At 71.9% G+C, this 20,393-nt stretch carries 20 protein-coding genes; 8 read left to right on the top strand and 12 right to left on the bottom strand.

Annotated elements, in window-relative coordinates:
• Positions 1 to 433: 433 nt before the first annotated feature.
• From B0I31_RS05035 to B0I31_RS05065, 7 genes are all read right to left on the bottom strand, one after another.
• Positions 434 to 2,296: a PPC domain-containing protein gene (locus B0I31_RS05035; protein WP_146173739.1), complete on the bottom strand. Its 1,863-nt coding sequence runs from the start codon at positions 2,294 to 2,296 to the stop codon at positions 434 to 436.
• A gap of 165 nt (positions 2,297 to 2,461) precedes the next feature.
• Positions 2,462 to 2,845 carry an STAS domain-containing protein gene (locus tag B0I31_RS05040; RefSeq protein WP_106614143.1) on the bottom strand — a complete coding sequence of 128 codons (384 nt, stop codon included), beginning with the start codon at positions 2,843 to 2,845 and terminating at the stop codon, positions 2,462 to 2,464.
• 72 nt (positions 2,846 to 2,917) lie between these two features.
• On the bottom strand, positions 2,918 to 3,304 hold the full coding sequence (locus B0I31_RS05045; protein ID WP_245949702.1) for a response regulator: 387 nt from the start codon (positions 3,302 to 3,304) through the stop codon (positions 2,918 to 2,920).
• Positions 3,297 to 4,769: a PAS domain-containing sensor histidine kinase gene (locus B0I31_RS05050; protein ID WP_181319998.1), complete on the bottom strand. Its 1,473-nt coding sequence runs from the start codon at positions 4,767 to 4,769 to the stop codon at positions 3,297 to 3,299. Before B0I31_RS05050 ends, B0I31_RS05045 begins: the two co-directional genes overlap by 8 nt.
• Before the next feature lie 53 nt (positions 4,770 to 4,822).
• The gene (locus B0I31_RS05055) at positions 4,823 to 5,218 is read right to left on the bottom strand and encodes an ATP-binding protein (protein ID WP_146173740.1); all 396 of its coding nucleotides are present in this window, start codon (positions 5,216 to 5,218) and stop codon (positions 4,823 to 4,825) included.
• 90 nt (positions 5,219 to 5,308) lie between these two features.
• Positions 5,309 to 5,959, bottom strand: a complete 651-nt coding sequence (locus B0I31_RS05060; protein ID WP_106614146.1) for a response regulator transcription factor — start codon at positions 5,957 to 5,959, stop codon at positions 5,309 to 5,311.
• A gap of 95 nt (positions 5,960 to 6,054) precedes the next feature.
• Positions 6,055 to 6,948 carry a sigma-70 family RNA polymerase sigma factor gene (locus B0I31_RS05065; protein WP_106614147.1) on the bottom strand — a complete coding sequence of 298 codons (894 nt, stop codon included), beginning with the start codon at positions 6,946 to 6,948 and terminating at the stop codon, positions 6,055 to 6,057.
• 77 nt (positions 6,949 to 7,025) lie between these two features.
• Between B0I31_RS05065 and B0I31_RS05070 the strand changes: the two genes are divergently transcribed.
• Positions 7,026 to 7,481 carry a carboxymuconolactone decarboxylase family protein gene (locus B0I31_RS05070; protein WP_106614148.1) on the top strand — a complete coding sequence of 152 codons (456 nt, stop codon included), beginning with the start codon at positions 7,026 to 7,028 and terminating at the stop codon, positions 7,479 to 7,481.
• Between the two features lie 179 nt (positions 7,482 to 7,660).
• Here B0I31_RS05070 and B0I31_RS05075 read toward each other — a convergent pair whose 3' ends face one another.
• Complete coding sequence (locus B0I31_RS05075; protein ID WP_106614673.1) at positions 7,661 to 8,398, bottom strand: phosphotransferase family protein; 738 nt, start codon at positions 8,396 to 8,398, stop codon at positions 7,661 to 7,663.
• Positions 8,399 to 8,600: 202 nt separating this feature from the next.
• Between B0I31_RS05075 and B0I31_RS05080 the strand changes: the two genes are divergently transcribed.
• A complete protein-coding gene (locus B0I31_RS05080) occupies positions 8,601 to 8,795 on the top strand; it encodes a hypothetical protein (protein WP_146173741.1) in 195 nt (64 codons plus the stop codon).
• On the opposite strand, the gene B0I31_RS05085 is transcribed toward B0I31_RS05080, so the two are convergent.
• Entirely contained in the window at positions 8,792 to 9,679 is an 888-nt protein-coding gene (locus B0I31_RS05085) for a GDSL-type esterase/lipase family protein (RefSeq protein ID WP_106614150.1), read from the bottom strand. The genes B0I31_RS05080 and B0I31_RS05085 overlap by 4 nt on opposite strands.
• 327 nt (positions 9,680 to 10,006) lie before the next feature.
• Between B0I31_RS05085 and B0I31_RS05090 the strand changes: the two genes are divergently transcribed.
• The 5 genes from B0I31_RS05090 (at position 10,007) to B0I31_RS05110 (ending at position 15,783) form a co-directional block, all read left to right on the top strand.
• Positions 10,007 to 10,768, top strand: coding sequence for a DUF899 family protein (locus B0I31_RS05090; RefSeq protein WP_106614674.1), 762 nt, complete (start codon positions 10,007 to 10,009; stop codon positions 10,766 to 10,768).
• Between the two features lie 137 nt (positions 10,769 to 10,905).
• A complete protein-coding gene (locus B0I31_RS05095; RefSeq protein WP_106614151.1) occupies positions 10,906 to 14,130 on the top strand; it encodes a GH92 family glycosyl hydrolase in 3,225 nt (1,074 codons plus the stop codon).
• A gap of 22 nt (positions 14,131 to 14,152) precedes the next feature.
• Entirely contained in the window at positions 14,153 to 14,356 is a 204-nt protein-coding gene (locus tag B0I31_RS05100) for a hypothetical protein (RefSeq protein ID WP_106614152.1), read from the top strand.
• A 132-nt stretch (positions 14,357 to 14,488) separates the two neighbouring features.
• Positions 14,489 to 14,848, top strand: a complete 360-nt coding sequence (locus tag B0I31_RS05105; protein WP_146173742.1) for an STAS domain-containing protein — start codon at positions 14,489 to 14,491, stop codon at positions 14,846 to 14,848.
• An 80-nt stretch (positions 14,849 to 14,928) separates the two neighbouring features.
• Positions 14,929 to 15,783, top strand: coding sequence for a TIGR03619 family F420-dependent LLM class oxidoreductase (locus B0I31_RS05110; protein WP_106614154.1), 855 nt, complete (start codon positions 14,929 to 14,931; stop codon positions 15,781 to 15,783).
• Positions 15,784 to 15,823: 40 nt separating this feature from the next.
• On the opposite strand, the gene B0I31_RS05115 is transcribed toward B0I31_RS05110, so the two are convergent.
• Both B0I31_RS05115 and B0I31_RS05120 read right to left on the bottom strand, forming a co-directional pair.
• Positions 15,824 to 17,683 (bottom strand): ABC transporter ATP-binding protein, encoded by a 1,860-nt coding sequence (locus B0I31_RS05115; RefSeq protein WP_106614155.1) that lies wholly within the window; start codon positions 17,681 to 17,683, stop codon positions 15,824 to 15,826.
• On the bottom strand, positions 17,680 to 19,413 hold the full coding sequence (locus B0I31_RS05120) for an ABC transporter ATP-binding protein (RefSeq protein ID WP_106614156.1): 1,734 nt from the start codon (positions 19,411 to 19,413) through the stop codon (positions 17,680 to 17,682). Before B0I31_RS05120 ends, B0I31_RS05115 begins: the two co-directional genes overlap by 4 nt.
• 117 nt (positions 19,414 to 19,530) lie before the next feature.
• Here B0I31_RS05120 and B0I31_RS05125 point away from each other — a divergent pair, with 117 nt between their 5' ends.
• A complete protein-coding gene (locus B0I31_RS05125) occupies positions 19,531 to 20,148 on the top strand; it encodes a TetR/AcrR family transcriptional regulator (protein ID WP_106614157.1) in 618 nt (205 codons plus the stop codon).
• On the opposite strand, the gene B0I31_RS42470 is transcribed toward B0I31_RS05125, so the two are convergent.
• Entirely contained in the window at positions 20,149 to 20,280 is a 132-nt protein-coding gene (locus tag B0I31_RS42470; RefSeq protein WP_281262275.1) for a hypothetical protein, read from the bottom strand. It lies immediately after the preceding gene.
• Positions 20,281 to 20,393 lie beyond the last annotated feature (113 nt).

Consider the following 20,393-nt stretch of genomic DNA (forward strand, 5'->3'; position numbering starts at 1 on the left):
AGGTCAGCGAGGGGCCACCCGACGTGCGGAAACCGGCAGGCCGGAGGGAGGCCGGAAAGGGCGGCCACGGCACTGCGGGTGTCGTACACTGCGGCGTGGTGCTCGACCGCGATCGTTCTTCACGGTCCGGGGCCGCGGTGGGTGACCCGATCGACATCGGTTCAGGGTCTGTCGATGCCGACAGTGTTCGGCCGACTCCGCCGCGTTGTCAATAATTCTCGTAAGGTTGCGAAAACGTTCTCGTAATATTGCGAAAATTCGCCGGCTCCGGGTGCGTCTCAAATGTGTCGGCGCTGGTGTCGGCATTGTCCGGCGCGCTGCCGCCGAGGGTGTGGGTGAAAAGTTTCGGAAACCTGTCGAACCGCGCCTGGGTGCGTTCGGGTCACGGGACGACGGTGGGCGCGGCCGACGAGGACCGCGCCCACCGACCGGGTCAGCCGGTGCCCCGGACGAACGCCCAGGCGGTGCGGGTGACGGTGTCCTCGACGCCGGTGAAGCCCTCGGCCGGGCTCAGCTGGTCCTCGTGGAAGTCGAGGTCCGGGTCGTCGGCCGTGCCGCCGACGCCGTCCGGTCCCACCGCGAACATGATGGCCGGGTTGCCGCCGGGATCCATGACGCCGTGGATGTCGTTGAGCCCGCTGGTGTGCCAACTGCCGGACATGTGCCCGGCCTCGTGGCTGGTGATGTTGCCGACCGCGCGGCCGATGAACGCGACCTTGTCGCTGTTCGGGCCGACGTAGGTGTTCAACGACACCGCCGGTCCGGCCGGTGCGCTGATCTCGTCGAGCAGCACCAGCGCGGTCTCCTCGCGGCCGAAGTTGCCCGCGTCGATGGACTGCGCGATGCCCACGGTCGGGATGCCCGACTCGGCGATGGTGCCGCCGACCACGACCCGGCTGACGTTCGGCCGGCCCCACGGGTCGGCGTGGTCGCGGCTGTTGAGCACGCGCAGCGCGAACCGCGGGTTGACCCCCTTGGCGATCATGTCCCGTTCCAGGTTCTCCCGCACGGTCGCGGTGATCGCGGTGATCAACGCCCGTTCGTCGGCCGCGCTGAGGCCCCACCTCGGCAGGAAGCTCGACAAGGGGGAGAGGTCGCGCAACCCGCCGCCCAGGCCGAAGATCGACGTGTTCACCCTGGCGCCGTCGAAGTCCAGGAAGATCGTGTGCACCGAGCCGCGCGGCGCGGTCTCCGTGCCGGGCCGGAACGCTTCGAGCTTGACGTCGTACGGTCCTTCTCCCGCTTCGACCCCGAGCCGGTAGCGGCCGTCCGCCGGGACGACGAAGTCCACCACGGCGTTGCCGCCGCCGGGCATGGGCGAGTCGACGGCGAAGTAGTTGGTGAGGTCCTGCGAGGAGCCGAACACCTCGCGACCGGCGGGGTCGTGGACGGCGAGCCGGGTGCCGCCGCCCGCGACGGACGCGCCCAGCACGTCGCCCGCACGCAGGTCGAACGAGTAGTAGTCGAGGTCGCCGCCGCTCTTGCCGCTGGTGATCAGCAGGTCGTACGGGCCTTCGGTGAACACGCCGCCGCCGGTGCCCGGTGTGTTGGGGTCGCGCGGGAGCAGGGCCGGGTCGGAGCCGACCATGAGGTACAAGGTCCGGTTCGGTGGGATGGCCATCGTGATGGCCGAGTCGGTCGAGCCGCCGGTGTCGCCGTTGAGGGCCCACAGCACGCCGTCGCCGTCCCACAGCCCGAGCAGCGTGTCGAGGCCGCCGGTCGGCGTGGACGTGCGCGCGGTGAACGTCAGGCCGCCGGCGCCGCCGTCGAGCCGGTAGAAGTCGAAGTCGCCGGTGCCGTCGCCGGCACTGCCGTGCGGGCCGTCGCCGATGGTGCCGCTGGTGCGGACCGCGCGGTTGGTGCCCGGGATGCCGGTGTCGGCGGCGAGGCCGATCGCGTCGTTGGTCTCGGCGGCGGGTGGCAGGGTCGGGACCGTGTCGTCCGGCCTGATGTCACCCGTCAGCGCGACCTTCGGGTTGGCGCGGGTGCCGAAGCCCGCGATGTGCTCGGCGGTCGTCGGGCTGTCGTTGACGCCTCGCGTGCCGGCCGGTTCCTTCTCCTGGTACGGCAGGGCGGTCCGTGTGGTCGTGCGCTGCTGCCGTGCCTGCGCTTTCGCCTTGCGGTTGCGGTCGACGGCGGCCCAGTCGGTCCTGGCCGGGTTCGCCGGGAACACCAGCAGCGGGTCGGGTTGGATCAGCGGGACGGCCCGCGGTTCGGCCGCGGCGGCGGGCTGGCCGCCCAGCAGCAGCACGACGGCGGCCCCCGCCGCCAGCACGCCGAGTGAACGTGTCGTCATGTGTTTCCCCCTGGCTTCCGGGTGGATCCGGAAGCTCCAGGAAACCGTCAGGGCAGGCGCAGCCGGCCGGGTTCGGCCGAGGTTGGCCCGTTCATGCCAACGTGACGGCGTCCTCCAGAGCAGTCCGGGCCGCCCTTCCGGCCCTGCCGACCTTCGGTGGAAGGACTACTTCGGCTGGCCGGCGCCTTGCGCGGAGGAGATCGACGCCAACGCCTCGTCGACCGATCCGAACACGTTCAACAGCGGCGCGACGGCGGTCAGCTGGATCGGCCTCAGCACGGAACGCCGGGTCGCCACGACGGCCAGGGTGTCGACGCGGCGGCGTGACTCCAGCAGCAGCGACAAGCCGGCGGAGCTGAAGAAGCCGATCTCGGACAGGTCGAGGACCAGGGCGGACGCGGGTTCGGACAGGCCGGACGAGATCGCGGCGCGGACCTCGGGCACGGTGTCGATGTCCAGTTCGCCCGTCACACCGACGACGAGCACGTCACCTGAGCGGGTGACGTTGACGTCGAGGATCGGTGAGGGCTGTCCCATCGGCTCGGCCACGACGACTCCCCGGTGCGCTGACTTGTCGATCCTCAGTTGTACCAGGTCGACTCGCCGCCGCGCCCCCGGCGTTCACCGGCGCTCCGGTCGTCCCAACCGGCGGACGGCCGCGACGATGTCGTGGTTCGACACCCCTTTGACGAGGTGTTCGCCGACACCGGCCGACTGGATCTCGTGGACCGCGTCGTGGTCGGCGAAGGCCGACAGCGCGAGGATCCCGGTGTTCGGCGACCGGAGCCTGATCTCCCGCGCGGCACGGCCACCGCCACCGCCGGGCATGCGCAGGTCGAGCACGACGACGGCGGGCGCGTGGCGCTCGACCAGCGCGATCGCCTCGTCCGCGTCCCGCGCCACCGCGACGACCTCGAAGTCCGGCTCGGCGTCGAGCACCTCGCGCAGCGCCTCGCGGATCATCGGGTCGTCGTCCGAGATCACCACGCTGAGCTTCGGGTCAGTCACGGCTCACCCCCGGTGCGGTCGGGATCCAGAACCGCACCACCGCGCCACCGCGCGGGCTCCGGCCCACCGACCACCAGCCGCCCGCGGTCTCCGCGCGCTCCCGCATCTCGATCATGCCGAAGTGGTCGGACACCGGGTCCTCGGACGGCGGCTCGACGTCGTCGCCCACACCGACACCGTCGTCGGCGATCTCCACCAGCGTGCCGCCGTCCGTCGAGGTCAACGACACGTCGACCTCCGACGCGCGGGCGTGCTTGCGGATGTTGGTCAGCGCCTCCTGGCAGATGCGGAAGATCGTGATCGCGGACTCGGCGGGCGGCTCGTGGTCCAGCTCGTGCCGCAGCCGGTAGGTCATGCCCCACGAGCCGGCGACGTCGGTGAAGTAGCGGTCCAGGGCCTCGGCCAGGCTGTGCCGGTCGAGTTCCGGCGGGCGCAGCCGGAACACCAGGTTGCGCAGCCTGCCGAGGGACGCCCGCACCGCCTCGTCCAGCTGCCGCACGACCGCGGCCTCCTGCTCGGGCAGCCGGTTGGCCAGCAGTTGCAGCCGCATGCCCACGGCGACCATGGACTGGATCGAGTCGTCGTGCACGTCCCAGGCGATGCGCCGGCGTTCCAGCTCCTGCGCCTCCACCAGGTGGCCGACCAGCCTGCGCTGCTCGGTCAACGTCTGCTCGACCCGCCGTCGTTCGGTCATGTCGCGGGTGACCTTGGCGAACCCGCGCAGCTGCCCCGACTCGTCGAACAGGGCGGTGATGACCACGTTGGCCCAGAACCGGGTGCCGTCCTTGCGCAGCCGCCAGCCCTCGTCCTCGAACCGGCCCGCGTCCACGGCCACTCGCAGCTCGCGCCACGGCTTGCGCGTCACCAGGTCCTCGGGCGGGTAGAACACCGAGAAGTGCTCGCCCACGATGTCGTCGGCCGAGTAGCCCTTGATCCGCTCGGCGCCCGCGTTCCAGCTGATCACCCGGCCCGCCGGGTCCAGCATGAAGATGGCGTAGTCCAGCACGCCGTGCACGAGCAGCCGGAACCGCTCCTCGCTTGACCGCAGCGCCTCCTCGGCGCGCATCCGCTCGGTCATGTCGCGGGTGACCTTGGCGAACCCGCGCAGCTGCCCGGACTCGTCGAACAGGGCGGTGATGATGACGTTGGCCCAGAACCGGGTGCCGTCCTTGCGCAGCCGCCAGCCCTCGTCCTCGAACCGGCCGACCTCGGCGGCGACCTCCAGCTCGTACCAGGGCTTGCGCGCTTCGAGGTCGTCGGGCGGGTAGAAGACCGAGAAGTGCTTGCCGAGGATGTCGTCGGGCGAGTAGCCCTTGATCCGCTCCGCGCCCGCGTTCCAGGTCACGATCCGTCCGGTGGGGTCCAGCATGAAGATCGCGTAGTCCACCACGCTGTCCACGATCAGGCGGTACGCGTCCGGGGCCGGTCGTTCGAAGTCGGGCTCGGCGGGGTGATCAGCGGGCATGGCGCCACTGTGCACCATGGTCTGCCGGGGTGCCACGCACCTGCGCCGCGCCGTCAGGGCGTGCCGGTTTCGGCGGCCATCTCGCACCAGACGACCTTGCCGCCGGGCTCGGGGTGCGCACCCCAGTCCGTGGCCAGCTGCTGGACGAGCTGCAGGCCCCACCCGCCGACGGAGGCCGACAACCGCAGGCGCGGCGGCACCGGGCTGCCGTCGACGACCTCGATCCGGAGTCGGCGCGCGTCACCCGACAGCCGGATCAACGGGGCGGTGGCGGTGTGCCGCAGGGCGTTGGACACCAGTTCCGAGACGACGAGCACGACGTCGCTGTGGTCGCCGAGGTACCGCAGGTCGCCGAGGGTTCTGCGGACGAAGTCGCGGGCCAGTCCCGCCGCGCCCCGGTCGACCGGCGCGCTGAACCGCGCCACCGAGCCAGACACCGAGAGGTCCACGGTCGCACTGTGCGGCATCGGGCGGTCGGTGACCAGACGCACCGACACCGTCAGGACTAGTGCGTCTGCACCAGCGAGGGCTGGTCGGGGTCAGTCGAGCAGGCCATCGCGGCGGGCGATGGCCACCGCTTCCAGCTTCGACCGCGCGCCCAGCTTCTCCAGCACGCGCTGCACGTGGTTGCGCACGGTGTTGCGGGCCACGCCCATGCGCTCGCCGATCTCCTCCGTGCTCGCGCCCTCGGCCATGAGCAGCAACGTCTCGCGCTCGCGGCCCGTGAGGGCCACCCGGCCCGCGTCGCCGCGCCCGGTGAGCTTGTCCAGCACCCCACCGAGCAGGCCGCCGTCGAACACGACCTCACCGGCCGCCACCCGCAGCACGGCGTCGGTCAGCTCCTCCAGCCGCGCCGACTTGAGCACCAGCCCCGCCGCACCGGACTGGGCGGCCCGCGCGGCGACGGACACGGTGGCCTCGCCCGTCAGCACCAGCACCCGCGCGTCCCACTCCGCGAAGCCCGCGATCGCGTCCAGACCGTCGCCGTCGGGCAACCGGCGGTCCAGCAGCACCACGTCGGGGCGGTGCCGCCGGGTCTCGGCCAGCGCGTCGGCCACCGAGCCGACCGTGGCCACGACCTCGACGTCGGCCGAGCCCGCCCACGCCAGCCGGATCGCCTCGGCCACCATGTGGTGGTCCTCCACCAGGACTACGCGGACCGGCCTGGACGGGTGGGGTGAGTGCGCCATGGCTGTGCAGATCCTCGTCGCTGGTCCGGCCACCCACCCTAGTCGTTCCGGCTCGCCGGGTCCGATCGCCGGATTCGAAGATCGGCACGGGGGCGTCAGCGGCCTCCCGGGAGGCCGAGCGCCGACAGGTCCAGCCCGGCCAGCCGCTCCGGGTCGGCCAGCACGTCGATCGCCACGATCCGGCCGCCGCTGACCGTGAAGCCCATGACCGACGCCGGCGTGCCGCCGGGCGCGGTGAGGACGCCCATCCCGCCGTTGACCAGGACCAGCCGGCTGACGCCCGCCGGCTGCCGGAACATCAGCGCCCGCCGCGCGACCTCCTCGGCACCGCGCACCACCGCCGTCAGGTCCGGCTTGAGGGCACCGAAGTCGACCCGCAGCACCACGTCCGGGTCGAGGACCTCGAGCAGCGCCGCGAAGTCGCCACCCCGGGCGGCGGCGGTGAACGCGTCGACCACCCGGCGCTGGCGGGGCAGGTCGTCGGGCACCGGCGCGCCGCCCCGCACGCGACGACGGGCCCGGCTGGCCAGCTGGCGCGCGGCGGCGGGGGTGCGGCCGACGATCGGGGCGATGTCGTCGAACGGCACGGCGAACAGGTCGTGCAGCACGAACGCCAGCCGCTCCGCCGGCGTGAGCGTCTCCAGCACCACGAGCAGGGCCGACCCGACCGAGTCGGCCAGCACCGCCTCGTGCTCGGGGTCGCCGCCGTCCGCCGGGCCCACGACCGGGTCGGGCAGGCGCACGTCCAGCGGGTCCTCGCGCCGGGACGCGCGGGAGCGCAGCATGTCCAGGCACACCCGGCCGACGACGGTGGTCAGCCAGCCGGTGAGGTTGGCGACGTCCCCGGTGTCCGAGCGCTGGAGCCGCACCCACGTCTCCTGCACCGCGTCCTCGGCCTCGCCCATCGAGCCGAGCACCCGGTACGCGACCGCCTTGAGGTGGCCCCGGTCGGCTTCGAAGCGGGTCGCGAGAAAGTCGTTGTCGATCACTGTCACATCCTCCGTGCTCGATCCGTCAGCGGGGTGACGGATCGAACGAGCACGATGTGACAGGAGAACCGGACAGCATGCAAGCACGGATGAACCACCCGGTCGCGGTCCTACCCGGCACGATGAAGGCGCTGGTCGCGCTGGGTGAGACCGCCAAGCAGGCCGGGCTGCCGGAATCGCTGATGGAGCTGGTCAACCTGCGGGCCTCGCAGATCAACGGGTGCAGCGTGTGCGTCGACCTGCACTGGAAGGCGCTGCGCAAGAGCGGTGAGACCGACGAGCGGATCTTCTCGGTCGGCGCGTGGCGGGACGCGCCGTACTACACGGAGGCGGAGCGCGCGGCGTTCGCGCTGGCCGAGGCCGTGACCCGGCTGTCCGACCGGCCCGACCCGGTGTCGGACGAGGTGTGGCGGGAGGCCGCGCGGCACTACGACGAGCGGCAGCTCTCGGCCCTGCTGGTCGCCATCGCCACGGTGAACGTGTGGAACCGCCTCAACTCGGCCACGAAGCAGGTGGCGGGCGCCTGGGGCTGAACGGCGGTCGCGTGCCGTCGACGAGGTGCTCGGTCGGCGGGACCGGCGCCGTTCGGGTCCCGCGGCCGGGCGCGTGGTCGCGGTGGTTGTCGTCCGGGACGTCGGGCAGGTCGCGTGCGGCGGCTGGTGATCAGCGGTCCGGGCGGCCGGGTCCGGTGGTCGGGTTGACACCGTGAAGTTCAGCGCGCGGCTCGCAGCACGTCGAACTCGCAGCCGGGGGAGGACGGGTCGAAGCCGTGCTCGACCAGCCAGCGGGCCGCCGTCAGGCTGCGCAACGACCACCACCCGCGGATCACGTCGAGGTCGACGTCGGTGCCGTAACCGGCGAGGACGTCGTCGAGGTGCTCCTGGTGGCCGAGCGTCAGCATGGCGAGGTCGAACAGGGCGTCGCCCCGGGCCGCCTCGGACCAGTCGATCACGCCGGTGACCTCGTCGCCGTCGACGAACACGTGGCTGACCTGCAGGTCGCCGTGCGTGAACACCGGTGTCCACGGCCGGAGCGCGGTTTCGGCGATGCGGCGGTTGCGGGTGACCAGGTCGGTGGGCAGGACGTCGTTCGTGACGAGCCACTCGCACTCGACGTCGAGCCGTGACGCCAGTTCGTCGGTGCCGGGACCGTGCCAGGGCGGCAGTGGAGCGTCGTGCAGCACGCGGACGGCGGCACCCGCCGCGGCCCAGGCCGCCGACGACGCGGTCGACGGTTCGCCGAGGCGGCCGAGTGCCGTACCCGGGACGGCGGCGAGCGCGAGCGCGGGCGGCTCGCGCCACAGGACTTCCGGCGTCGGGAGCGGCGCCAGGGCCATCGCCTCGACCTCGACGTCGAGGCGCGCCTGATCGGAGTCGACCTTCAGGAACACGTCGCCGACGCGCAGGGTCGTGCGTTCCCGGTGGGCGACGACGATCTCGATCTCCGGCACGTCGGCCATTGTGGTGGGGATCACCGGTGGCGTCGCCGGATTTTCCGTGCGTTCAGAGCGGCTCGTACTCGTCGCCCTCTTCGGTGAGCAGCCGGTACTCGGGCGACAGCCCGGTCACGCTCGCGCGCAGCCGGACGAGCAGCTCGTCGACGGGCACGGGGTCGAGCCCGAGTTCCGCGCGGACCTCAGCCTGGTGGCGCGGGTGCTCCGCACGCTGGTCGTGGTCCCGGTCCGGTGGGTCTGGCGGGTGGTGGTGGTGCCGGTCGGCCGGGTGGTCGGGCAGGTGTGGCGGGCCGTCGTGGTGCTGCCGGCGCGGTGGGCGCGGGTGTCGGTGGTCGAGCCGGTGCGGTCGGCCGGGCGGCGGCTGAGCGGTGCGTTCGGTGGACGTCGTGGTTAGCGGCCGGTGGCGGTGAGGACGGCGTCGGCGATCGTCTCGTGGCCCGCGGGGGTGGGGTGGACGTCGGTGTGCGCGCAGAAGTACGTGAGGGCGCACACCTTCGCCACCGGGGTCGGGATCGGGCCGTAGGAGGGGTCCTGGGTCGTCTCGGTCAACGGGCCGTAGCCGCCGGTCGCGGCGGTGACGTCGACGAACTTCGCGCCGACCTTCTCGTACTCGGACTTGAGCGCGGCGTTGAAGAAGTCGCGGAACAGCGACACCGACAGGCGGGCGAGGTCCTGGCCGTTCGGGAACGCGGGGGAGACCCACGCGCCGAGGAACACGTCCGGGTACGTCAGGCCGACGATCGGTGCGTCGCCGGCGGCTTCGCGCAGGACGGGCAGGGTGGCGGCGAGGTTGGCGCGGACGTCGGCCACGGCCTGGGACGCGCACGTCAACGGGTCGCGCGCCGGGGCGCACGGCGCGAGGTCGTTGCCGCCGATCACCACGGTGACCAGGCCGATCCGTCCCTGGTGCTCGCGCAGGACCTGCACGGCCGCGTCCAGCTGGGTGCGGCCGGCGGGGTCGGGTGCGCCGGGGCCGCGGTTGGCGGGCGCGCAGCCCGGTTCGGCCCGCAGCTGGGCGGACGTGGCGCCGCTGCACGCGAGGTTGACCAGCGTGAGGTCCGCGCGCTCGGCGACGAGGTAGGCGAACCCGGGCCCGCCGGCGGGCGCGTTGGACGGCCGGTAGCCGGTGGCGTACGAGTCGCCCAACGACACGTACACGCGGTCGGCGGGCGGCGTGCCGGTCGACTCCGTCGGGGGAGTCGTGGTGGGGGTTGAGGTGCACGCTCCGAGCACCGCCGACAACGCCCCGACCACCACTGCCCGCCGAAGTCCCGGCACGTCGACCCCTTCCCGCCCGGCCTGTCCCCGCCTGCCACGCTACCGTGCGCCGGAGCGCCCCACCGGTCATCCACTGTGGACGGTCGTGGCCGCCCACGCCCGGATGTCGGCCAGGTACGAGCGTGTTGGCCAGGTGGGACACCAGGAACTCCGCGGTCCACGTGCGCACCGCGCAGGTGAGGTGCCGCCGTTCGAAAGGCACGTGTCGAAATCAGTGATCGCGACGAGGGCGGGTCAAGGCGACGTGCGGTCGACTTGTCGGCCCGGTGCGTCGGGGGCAGGCTCGGCCGGGTCGTGACGCTGCTCGAAGACACCGCGGAGGACACCATGTCGGACGAACCCACCGGCCGCCCGCCCGTGGTCGACCTGGCCACCTGGCAGGCCGCCCGGGATGAGCTGCTGGTCCGCGAGAAGGCGCACACCCGCGAGGGTGACGCCATCGCCGCGGCCCGTCGCCGGCTGCCCGTGGTGGAGTTCGACGGGACGGTCGAGATCGTCGGACCCGGCGGCCCCGTCCCGTTCCTGGACCTGTTCCAGGGGCGTGAGGAGCTCGTCGCCTACAAGCACATGTGGTACGACGGCGCGCCGCACCAAGGGCAGTGCGAGGGCTGCACCACCACGGCCTGGCACGTCAAGGACGCCGTCTACCTCAACGCCCGCGGTGTGTCGTTCGCCGTCCTGACCACGGGCCGTTGGGACGAGGTGGCGTCCTACGTGGAGTTCATGGGCTACACCCAGCCCTGGTACTCGGTGCGCGGGCTGGACGAGCCGGTCGGCGGCAGCATGGGCTACCTGACCTGCTTCCTGCGCGACGGCGACCGCACGTTCCTCACCTACTCCACCACGGGCCGCGGCAACGAGCCGGCCAACGGGTCGCTCGGCCTGCTCGACCTGACGCCCCACGGCCGCGGCGAGGCGTGGGAGGACAAGCCCGAGGGGTGGCCGGAGGGCGGCGACCCGTGCTGGTCGTGGCGCTCGGCCGCGGACGGCACCGCGACCTGGGGACCGACCAGCCGTCCCGTGCCGCAGTGGACCCGTCCCGGCGCGACCCCGGTCGACACCCTCGGTCGACAGGGCGACCACCACTGACCTTCCGGTGCGGGATCTGTCCGGTCAGGGACCCCGCCAGGGCTGGACGAGCGGGGGAGTCGTGCGCGAGAGTCGAGGCGGTGATCGGGCACCCGGATCGCCTGACAACGTTGTCACCCAGAGAGGTTCCCCTGCCGATGCCGCTCCGAAGAGGCAACACGCTCCTGCTGGCCGCCGCACTGGTCCTGGTGGGGACACCGGTGGTCGCCGCGCCCGCCGCATCCGCCGCCGTGGACCCGACGACGCTGGTGAACCCGTTCGTCGGCACGCAGAACTTCGGCAACACGTTCCCCGGCGTGAGCCTGCCGTTCGGCATGGTGCAGGTCAGCCCGGACACCGGCGGCCAGGGCGGTTACGACTACCAGCAGCAGGAGATCCACGGCTTCAGCCAGACGCACCTGTCCGGCGTGGGCTGCGGCGTGGCGGGTGAGCTGCCGGTCATGCCGACGACCGGGCCGGTGGACAACGTTGACACCTCCGGGTACCGGTCGAAGTACTCGCACGCGGACGAGGAGGCGCGGCCGGGCTACTACCGCGTCGGGCTGTCCCGCTACGGGGTGAACGCCGAGCTGACCGCCACCCAGCGCACCGGCTGGCAGCGGCACACGTTCCCGGCGGGTGCGCAGGCGAACGTCCTGTTCAACACGGGCAAGGCGAACCAGCAGGTGCTGGACTCGGAGGTGCACGTCGTCGGTGACCGGACCGTGGAGGGCCGGGTCAAGGCCGGGCGGTTCTGCGCCGGGCGTGACGAGCACACGGTGTACTTCACCGCCACGTTCGACCGGCCGTTCGCGAGCTTCGGCACGTGGCGCGGCACGACGAAGTCGCCCGGTGTGCCGGACGCGGCGGGCCAGGGCGGCAACGGCGCGTGGGTGACGTTCGACGCGACCGCCGACCGGGACGTGGTGCTCAAGGTCGGCCTGTCGTACACGGGCCTGGAGGGCGCGCGGAAGAACCTCGCCGCCGAGACCGGCGACTCCTACGACTTCGACGCGACCCGGGCCCAGGCGCACCAGGCGTGGGTGCAGAGGCTGGACTCGATCCGGATCGACGGCGGCACGCCGGAGCGGCGGACCGCGTTCTACACCGCGCTCTACCACTCGTTGCTGCACCCGAACCTGGCCGGTGACGTGGACGGCCGGTACCTGGGATTCGACGGGAAGCCCCATGTCGCGGACGGCTTCACGCCGTACCAGAACCTGTCGCTGTGGGACACCTACCGGCCGCAGAACCAGCTGCTGGAGCTGCTGGAACCGCGGGTGGCGCGGGACGTTGCGCTGTCGGTGATCGCGAGCGGCCGGGACGGCGGCTGGCTGCCGCGCTGGGCGCTGGCCAACAGCGAGACCAACATCATGACCGGTGACCCGGTGACGCCGTTCCTGGTCGAGGCGTGGTCGAAGGGCCTGCTGGCCGGGCACGAGGAGGAGGCGTACGAGCTGCTCAAGCGCAACGCCACCACCGTGCCGCCGGCCGACTCGCCGTACAACGGGCGGTCCGGTGTGGAGCACTACCGCGACCGCGGCTACATCCCGTCCGGTCTGGAGCTGGGCGTGGACTGCGCGCACAAGGGCGGTGACAACGACTGCGTGCACCCCGCGTCGGCGACGCTGGAGTACGCGGCGGCCGACGCGTCGCTCGCGGTCATGGCCCGCGGCCTGGGCAAGCACGAGGACGCCCGGGTGTTCGCCGAGCGCGGCCAGTGGTACCGCAACCTGTGGGACGCCTCGACCGGCCACTTCCGCCCCCGCACGGCCGAGGGCACGTGGGTGACGCCGTACAACCCGGTCGACGCGGGCCACCAGTTCCACGAGGGCGGCGCGTTCCAGTACCAGTGGCTGGTGCCGCAGGACCCGAACGGCCTGGTGCGGCTCATGGGCGGCCGGCGGGCGACCGAGCAGCGGCTCGACGCGTTCTTCGCCTACGACAAGCTGCTCGCCGACCCGGCCGGAACCGTGCGCGAGGACTGGATCACCCAGCCCTACGACTACTACGGCAAGCCGACCTACAACCCGAACAACGAACCGGACCTGCTCGCGCCGTACTTCTACCTGTCCACCGGCACGCCCGCGAAGACGGCGACCGTGGTGCGCGCGGCGATGACGTTGTTCACCACCGGCCCGGACGGCATGACCGGCAACGACGACCTGGGCACGATGTCGGCGTGGTACGTGTTCTCGTCGCTCGGCCTGTACCCGACCATGAGCGGCGGCGACTTCCTGGCGTTGTCCAGCCCCCAGTTCCCGGGCGCGACCGTCCGAACGGGACAGCGGACGTTGACCATCACCGCGCCGGGTGCCAGTGACGCCAACCGGTACGTGCAGCGGGTGTCGTTCAACGGTCGGGACGTGCGCAAGACATGGCTGGACTGGGACACCGTGGCGGGTGGCGGCACGTTGGCGCACCAGCTCGGGACCACGCCGTCGTCGTGGGGCACGGACCCGGGCGCCGAGCCGCCGTCGATCAACCGGGCGCAGGCCGATGGTCGGCGGCACGTCGACGCGTCGTTGCGGCAGGCGTCGGCGGTGGTGCCGACGGCGGACACCCCGCAGACCGTGTCGCTGACGCTGGACGTGCTCGCCCAGGCACCCGGCGCGGTGCCGGTCGGGGTGACAGCGAGCGGGCCGGACGGCTGGTCGGTGACCGCCACGCCGCAGCTGCTGATCAAGTCCGAGAGGGTGCCGACCCAGCGGACGGTGCCGGTGGAGGTGACGGTGCCCGCGGGCACGCCGATCGGCCGTTACCCCGTGCGGGTGACCGTGTCCGGGCCGAACACCGTGGTGCGTGAGGCGGTGGTCGAGGTCCGGCGGGCGGCGACGTGCGCGGTGGCGGGCGAGCAGTGCGCGGTGGACCTCACCGGCGAGCTGAACCACGACGGCACGGCCACGGTCGCGGCGCCGGACCAGGGCAACTTCGACGGCTCGGGCTGGAGCTACGACGCCGCGCTGCTGCCCGCCGCGGGCCCGGTGGTGCTGGGCGGCGTGACCTACCAGGCGCCGGACGCGTCCGGGACGGCGGCGAACTTCGTCGAGGCACGGGGTCAGGCGATGCTGCTGCCCGCCGGGGAGTACGGCTCGCTGCGGCTCGTGGCGGCGTCGCACAACGGCCCGGTGACCGGGGCCGTGACCGTCCGGTACGCCGATGGCAGCACCGCGGAGGTGCCGATGACGGTCGGCGACTGGGCGGGTTCCGGCGGCACGGTGCTGGTCGAGATGCCGCACCGGATCAAGGCGGGGCAGGGCGTGGACGGCCCGCCGGTGCGCCTGTTCGGGCTGTCCCTGGCGCTCGACCCGGCCAAGGCCGTGCACTCCGTGACGCTGCCGGACGACCCGCGGGTGGAGGTGTACGCGATCACGCTGGCCTGAGCCGCTGGGGCATGATGCCCGGGTGGGACTCGAGGACGACCCGTTCGACTGGCGGGTGACGAAGGACGGCCAGGTGCTGGTGTCGCGGGGCGGGCGCACGGTGACGACCGTGCGCGGCCCCGCGGCGGCCAAGCTGCTCGGTGGGCTGGAGCGTGCCGACGCCGGTGGTGCCCAGCAGTTGCTCGCCAGGGTGACCGGCAACTACAAGCGCGGCAACGAGCGGTGATCCGCCACCCGGCCGTGGTTCGTGGTACCGCACGCGGAGGTTTGCCGGTCGGCGAAGCAGGGAACCGGTACGTGACCGGCGACCGCCGGTGATCTTGTGTGCTGGGCACTGCCGTGATGGGCGAGGGGCGGAATGGGTCTGCAGATTGCCGGTGACGATGTGGTCGTGTCGCTCAAGCGGCTGGGGTCGGTCTCGGTGCTGGTGGTGCGAGGCTGTGTCGACGGACGGACTGCTCCGGTGTTGCGGGAGCACCTGGACGTGGTGGTGGGTGATGTGGTGGTCGACCTGAGCGAGGTGTCCTTCTTCTCGGCGGCCGGCGCGGCGGTGCTGTCGTCGGCGGGCCGGGACGTCCGGCTCCACGTGGTCGTGACCCCGCTGATCCGCCAGGTCCTGCACGCGGCGGGCGTGGTCGGCCGGCTCGACCTGTACGACTTCCCCGCGGAGGCGGAGGAGGAGGCTGCGGCGGCGCGTCCGCTGCTGCTGGTCGGCTGACGATCCGGTCCTGCCGCGCCTCGTGCGCGGCAGGACCTGGTTTGCCTTGACGTCGACGTCAAGGCCTACCGTCGCCGATCATGAGATTCGCCGTCAGCTACAGCACGCCGTACTTCGGCGTCGACCCCGACCGGATGGCCGGTTACGCCCGGCACGCCGAGGAGTGCGGTTTCGAGGCGTTCTACGTGCCGGAGCACATCGCGGTGTACCCGGGCGCCACGGTCGGCACGCACGAGATCCCGCCCGCGCTGCCCTACGCCGACCCGCTCGACTGCCTGGCCTTCGTCGCGGCGGCCACGCACCGGATCTTGCTCGGTACCGGCGTGCTGCTGGTGCCGTACCACCACCCGGTGGTCCTGGCCAAGCGACTGGCGACGGTCGACGTGCTGTCGAAGGGCCGGATGCGGCTGCTGACCGTGGGGCTGGGCACGTTGCCGGGTGAGGCGAAGGCGGTCGGGGTGGACTTCGGCACGCGCGGTCGCCGGGCCGATGAAGCGATCGACGTGGTGCGGTTGTTGTGGGAGGGCGGTGAGGAGGGCGTGAGCTTCGCCGGGGAGTTCTTCGCCTTCGAGAACCTGTGCAGCTTCCCGAAACCGCTCGGGACGAGGCACCTGCCGGTCCACGTCGGCGGTTCGAGCCGGGCCGCCGCACGTCGGGCCGGACGCCGCGGTGACGGCTACTTCCCGGGCGGGATGCTCATGCCGGACGAACGCGCGCTCCAGTGGGACCTCGTGCGCTCGACCGCGATCGGGGCCGGTCGTGACCCGGATGCGTTGGACTACACGCGGTGGGGCTCGATCGAGATGTCCGCGGACGCGGTGGAGGCGTTCGCCGAGCAGGGCGTGACCCGGATCGTGGTGAGCGCGACCAGCGCTGACCCGGCCGAGCAGCGCGACCAGCTGTCGTCGTTCGCCGAACGGTTCGGGCTGGGGTGACGTGCCTCGGCAGCGGGTCCCGCTGCCGAGGCACGCACGGTCAGACGGCGGCGGCGAACTGGGCGGCGTACAGGCGGTGGTAGGCGCCCTTGGCGGCCATCAGCTCGTCGTGGCTGCCCTGTTCCACGATCCGCCCCGACTCCATCACCAGGATCACGTCGGCGTCGCGGATGGTCGACAGCCGGTGGGCGATGACGAAGCTCGTCCGCGACGACCGCAGGGCCGCCATGGCGTGCTGCACCAACGACTCCGTGCGGGTGTCCACCGAACTGGTCGCCTCGTCCAGGATCAGCAGCGACGGGTTGGCCAGGAACGCCCGGGCGATGGTCAGCAGCTGCTTCTCGCCCGCGCTGACGTTCGTGGCCTCCTCGTCGATGACCGTGTCGTAGCCGTCCGGCAGGGTGCGCACGAACCGGTCGACGTAGGTGGCGCGGGCCGCGGCGATGATCTCCTCCTCGGTGGCCGAGGAGTTGCCGTAGGCGATGTTGTCGCGGATCGTGCCGCCGAACAGCCAGGTGTCCTGCAGCACCATGCCGGTCTGCGACCGAAGGTCCTCCCGCTTCAACGCGGTGATGTCCACTCCGTCGAGCGTGATGCGGCCCGCGTCCAGCTCGTAGAACCGCATGATCAGGTTGACCAGGGTGGTCTTGCCGGCGCCGGTCGGGCCGACGATCGCCACGGTCTGGCCCGGCTCGGCCACCAGCGACAGGTCCTCGATCAGCGGCTGCTCGGGCCGGTAGGAGAAGCTGACGTGCTCGAACTCCACCCGACCACGTCGCTCGGCGGGCAGCGACGCCTCCGCCGGGTCCGGCTCCTGCTCCTCGGCGTCGAGCAGCTCGAACACCCGCTCGGCCGATGCGACACCGGACTGCATCAGGTTCGCCATCGACGCCACCTGGGTCAGCGGCTGGGTGAACTGGCGGGAGTACTGGATGAACGCCTGCACCTCGCCCAGGCTCATCGCGCCGGACGTGATGCGCAGCCCGCCGACCACCGCCACGGCGACGTAGCTGACGTTCGACAGGAACATCATCATCGGCATGATCAGCCCGGACACGAACTGCGCGCCCATCGCCGAGCCGAGCAGCTCGTCGTTGCGGCGCTCGAACTCCGCCTCCGCCTCGCGCTGCCTGCCGAAGACCTTCACCAGCTGGTGGCCGGTGAACGACTCCTCGATGTGGGCGTTCAACGCGCCGGTGTGCTTCCACTGCGCGACGAACAACGCCTGCGACCGCTTGCGGATCCGCCCGGTGGCCACGACGGAGATCGGGATGAGCAGCAACGCGATCAGCGTCAGCAGCGGCGAGATGGTCAGCATCATCACGAGCACGCCCACGACGGTCAGCAGCGACGTCAGCAGCTGGCTCAGCGTCTGCTGCAACGTGGTCGACACGTTGTCGATGTCGTTGGTGACGCGGGACAGCAGCTCGCCGCGGGGCTGGCCGTCGAAGTAGCGCAGCGGCAGCCGGTGGATCTTGTCCTCGACGTCGGAGCGCAGCCGGAACACGAAGCGCTGCACGACGTTGTTCAGCACCCGGCCCTGCCACCAGCCGAACACCGAGGACACCACGTACAGGCCCATCACCCACAGCAGCACGGTGGCCAGGCCGCCGAAGTCGATGCCCGCGCCCGGTGTGCCGCGCATCCTGGCCAGGACGCCGTTGAAGATGATGTCGGTGGCCTGGCCGAGGATCTTCGGACCGGCCACGGAGAACGCCACGCTGATGACGCCGAGCGCGACCACGACGAGCAGCGCGAGCCGTTCGGCGCGCATCCGCCGGACGAGCCTGCGCGCGGACGGGCCGAAGTTCTCGGCCTTGCCCATCGGCATGCCCATGCCGGGCATGCCGCCGCCCATCCGGGGCGGGGGAGCGGATCGACCGGTGGTGGGTGCGCTCATGCCGCCTGCTCCGAGGTCAGCTGCGACTCCACGATCTCCACGTAGGTGGGGCAGGAGTCCAGCAGTTCGTGGTGGGTGCCGATGCCGACGACGGTGCCGCCGTCGAGCACCACGATCCGGTCGGCGTCCAGGATCGTGGAGACGCGCTGGGCCACGACCACCACGACGGCGTCACGGGTGTGCGGTCGCAGCGCGGCGCGCAGCCGTGCGTCGGTGGACAGGTCCAGTGCCGAGAACGCGTCGTCGAACAGGTAGATGTCGGGTTTGCGCACCAACGCGCGGGCGATCGAGAGCCGCTGCCGCTGGCCGCCGGAGACGTTCGTGCCGCCCTGGGCGATCTCCGCCTCCAGGCCGCCGGGCATCTCCGCCACGAAGTCGCGCGCCTGCGCGATCTCCAACGCCTCCCACAGCTCCTCGTCGGTGGCCTCGGGCCTGCCGTAGCGGAGGTTGGACGCCACCGTGCCGGTGAACAGGTACGGCCGCTGCGGCACCAGCCCGATGCGCCCGCACAGCGCGTCGGTGTCGATGTCGCGGACGTCGACGCCGTTGACGAGCACACCGCCGCCGGTCACGTCGATCAGCCGCGGCACGAGGTTGAGCAGGGTGGTCTTGCCGGTGCCGGTGCTGCCGATGACCGCCGTCCGCTGCCCGGCCTCGGCGCGGAAGCCGATGTCGCGCAGCACCGGCTCGTCGGCGCCGGGGTAGCGGAACTCGGCGGCGCGGAACTCCACCGACGTCTGCCGGGGCAGTTCGAGCAGCGGCGCGGTCGGCGGCAGGACCGACGACTCGGTCTCGAGCACCTCGTTGATCCGCTCGGCGCTCACCGCGGCACGCGGGACCATCATCGAGATGAAGGTCGCGAACATCACCGCCATGAGGATCTGCATCAGGTAGCTCAGGAACGCCGTCAGCGCGCCGATCTGCATCTCGCCGCTGTCCACGCGGAACGCGCCGAACCACAGCACGGCCACGCTGGAGGCGTTGAGCAGCAGCATCACCACCGGGAAGATCAACGCCTGGAGCCGTCCGACGCGCAGCGCGGTGTCGGTGAGCGCGCCGTTGACGTCGGCGAAGCGCTGGGTCTCCGCGCGTTCCCGGACGAACGCCCGCACCACGCGGATACCCGCCAACTGCTCCCGCAGCACCCGGTTGACCTCGTCGATGCGCTCCTGCATGAGCCGGAACTGCGGGACCATGCGGATCACGATGAGGCCGACCGCGATCGCCAGCGCCGGCACGCAGACCACGAGCAGCCAGGACAGGCCGACGTCCTCGCGCAGCGCCATCACGATGCCCGCCACGCACATGATCGGCGCGTTGACCAGCATCGTGCAGCCCATCACCACGAGCAGTTGGACCTGCTGCACGTCGTTGGTGGTCCGGGTGATCAGTGACGACGGCCCCAGCGTGGCGACCTCGCGCGCGGAGAACTCGCCGACGCGGTGGAAGACGGCCGCGCGGACGTCACGGCCGAAGCTCATCGCGATGCGGGCGCTGTAGTAGACCGCGCCGATGGAGGCGAGGATCTGGACGACGGACACGGCGACCATCCAGCCGCCGGTGGACAGGATGTAGCCGGTGTCGCCGGCGGCGATGCCGAAGTCGATGATGTCGGCGTTGAGGCTCGGCAGGTACAGCGACGCGACGGTGCCGATCAGCTGTAGCACGAGCACGACCGTCAGTTCACGTCTGTACGGCCGCAGGTGGGTACGCAGCAGGCGGCTCAGCAACGGTGTTCCCCCATAAGAAACGGATCGTGTCTAACATGTGCAAGGTAGACCCGTGCGATAAGAAACGCAAAGTATCTAAAGAGTCGGTAAAGGCGTGAGGGCTCGGTGAGGGGCAGGGTGACGGGGACGAAGTCGCGCCGACGCGGCGCGCAGCTGGAGCAGGCCATCCTGGACGCGGCCTGGGACGAGCTGCGCGAGGTCGGCTACTCCCGGCTCACCATAGAGGCGGTGGCCGCCCGGGCGGGCACGAGCAAACCCGTCATCTACCGCCGTTGGGGCGGCCGGGCGGAGCTGGTGCTGGCCGCGTGGGCGCGCAACCTCCCCGTCGAACCCGAACCGCCCGACACCGGCACGCTGCGCGGCGACCTGCACACGTTGTTCTCCCGCATCGCCCACCGGGCAGACACGATGATGAACGAGATGGTCGCGGGCGTGATGGGTGAGGCGTTCCGCCACCCCGAGGTCGCCGCCCTGCTCGGCGAGCGCCTGGCCAACCCGTCACCGCTGACCGACACCGTGCGCACGATCGTGGACAACGCCGTGCGCCGCGGTGAACTGCCGCCGGTCGACCTGCCGCCCCGGGTGCTGCGGCTGCCGCTCGACCTGATCCGCACCGAGTCGATGACCTGCGGCGTCCCGGCCGTCGACGAGACCGTGGAGTCGTTGGTGAACGACGTCTACGTGCCGTTGCTGCACGGGTTGGCCGCGGTGGGCGATGCGGTGGACCAGGGCTGATCAGGGCCGGGCGACGCGGGCGAGTGCCCCGGTTTCCAGGGCGATCCACAGCGCGCCGTCCGGGCCGGTGGTGATCGCGTCCGGGCCGCCGTCGCGGTCGGTGACGGCGTGGGTCCCGATCGAGATGGCCATGGCGGGGTGTTCGGCCTCCTGCGGATCGGCGGCTGGACGGATTGGCTGGATCAGGGCGCCGCGCGACGTGTACGGGTCGGGTGTGCGGGGTAGTCCGGACTGGCCGTGTGCAC

Source organism: Saccharothrix carnea (genome assembly GCF_003014735.1).
Classification (GTDB): domain Bacteria; phylum Actinomycetota; class Actinomycetes; order Mycobacteriales; family Pseudonocardiaceae; genus Actinosynnema; species Actinosynnema carneum.

Excerpts from the sequence above, each read along its gene's own strand:
- B0I31_RS05035 (WP_146173739.1), bottom strand. The coding sequence starts at position 2,296 with ATGACGACACGTTCACTCGGCGTGCTGGCGGCGGGGGCCGCCGTCGTG.
- B0I31_RS05050 (WP_181319998.1), bottom strand. The coding sequence starts at position 4,769 with ATGCCCGCTGATCACCCCGCCGAGCCCGACTTCGAACGACCGGCCCCG.
- B0I31_RS05060 (WP_106614146.1), bottom strand. The coding sequence starts at position 5,959 with ATGGCGCACTCACCCCACCCGTCCAGGCCGGTCCGCGTAGTCCTGGTG.
- B0I31_RS05070 (WP_106614148.1), top strand. The coding sequence starts at position 7,026 with ATGCAAGCACGGATGAACCACCCGGTCGCGGTCCTACCCGGCACGATG.
- B0I31_RS05090 (WP_106614674.1), top strand. The coding sequence starts at position 10,007 with ATGTCGGACGAACCCACCGGCCGCCCGCCCGTGGTCGACCTGGCCACC.
- B0I31_RS05095 (WP_106614151.1), top strand. The coding sequence starts at position 10,906 with ATGCCGCTCCGAAGAGGCAACACGCTCCTGCTGGCCGCCGCACTGGTC.
- B0I31_RS05105 (WP_146173742.1), top strand. The coding sequence starts at position 14,489 with ATGGGTCTGCAGATTGCCGGTGACGATGTGGTCGTGTCGCTCAAGCGG.
- B0I31_RS05110 (WP_106614154.1), top strand. The coding sequence starts at position 14,929 with ATGAGATTCGCCGTCAGCTACAGCACGCCGTACTTCGGCGTCGACCCC.
- B0I31_RS05115 (WP_106614155.1), bottom strand. The coding sequence starts at position 17,683 with ATGAGCGCACCCACCACCGGTCGATCCGCTCCCCCGCCCCGGATGGGC.
- B0I31_RS42470 (WP_281262275.1), bottom strand. The coding sequence starts at position 20,280 with ATGGCCATCTCGATCGGGACCCACGCCGTCACCGACCGCGACGGCGGC.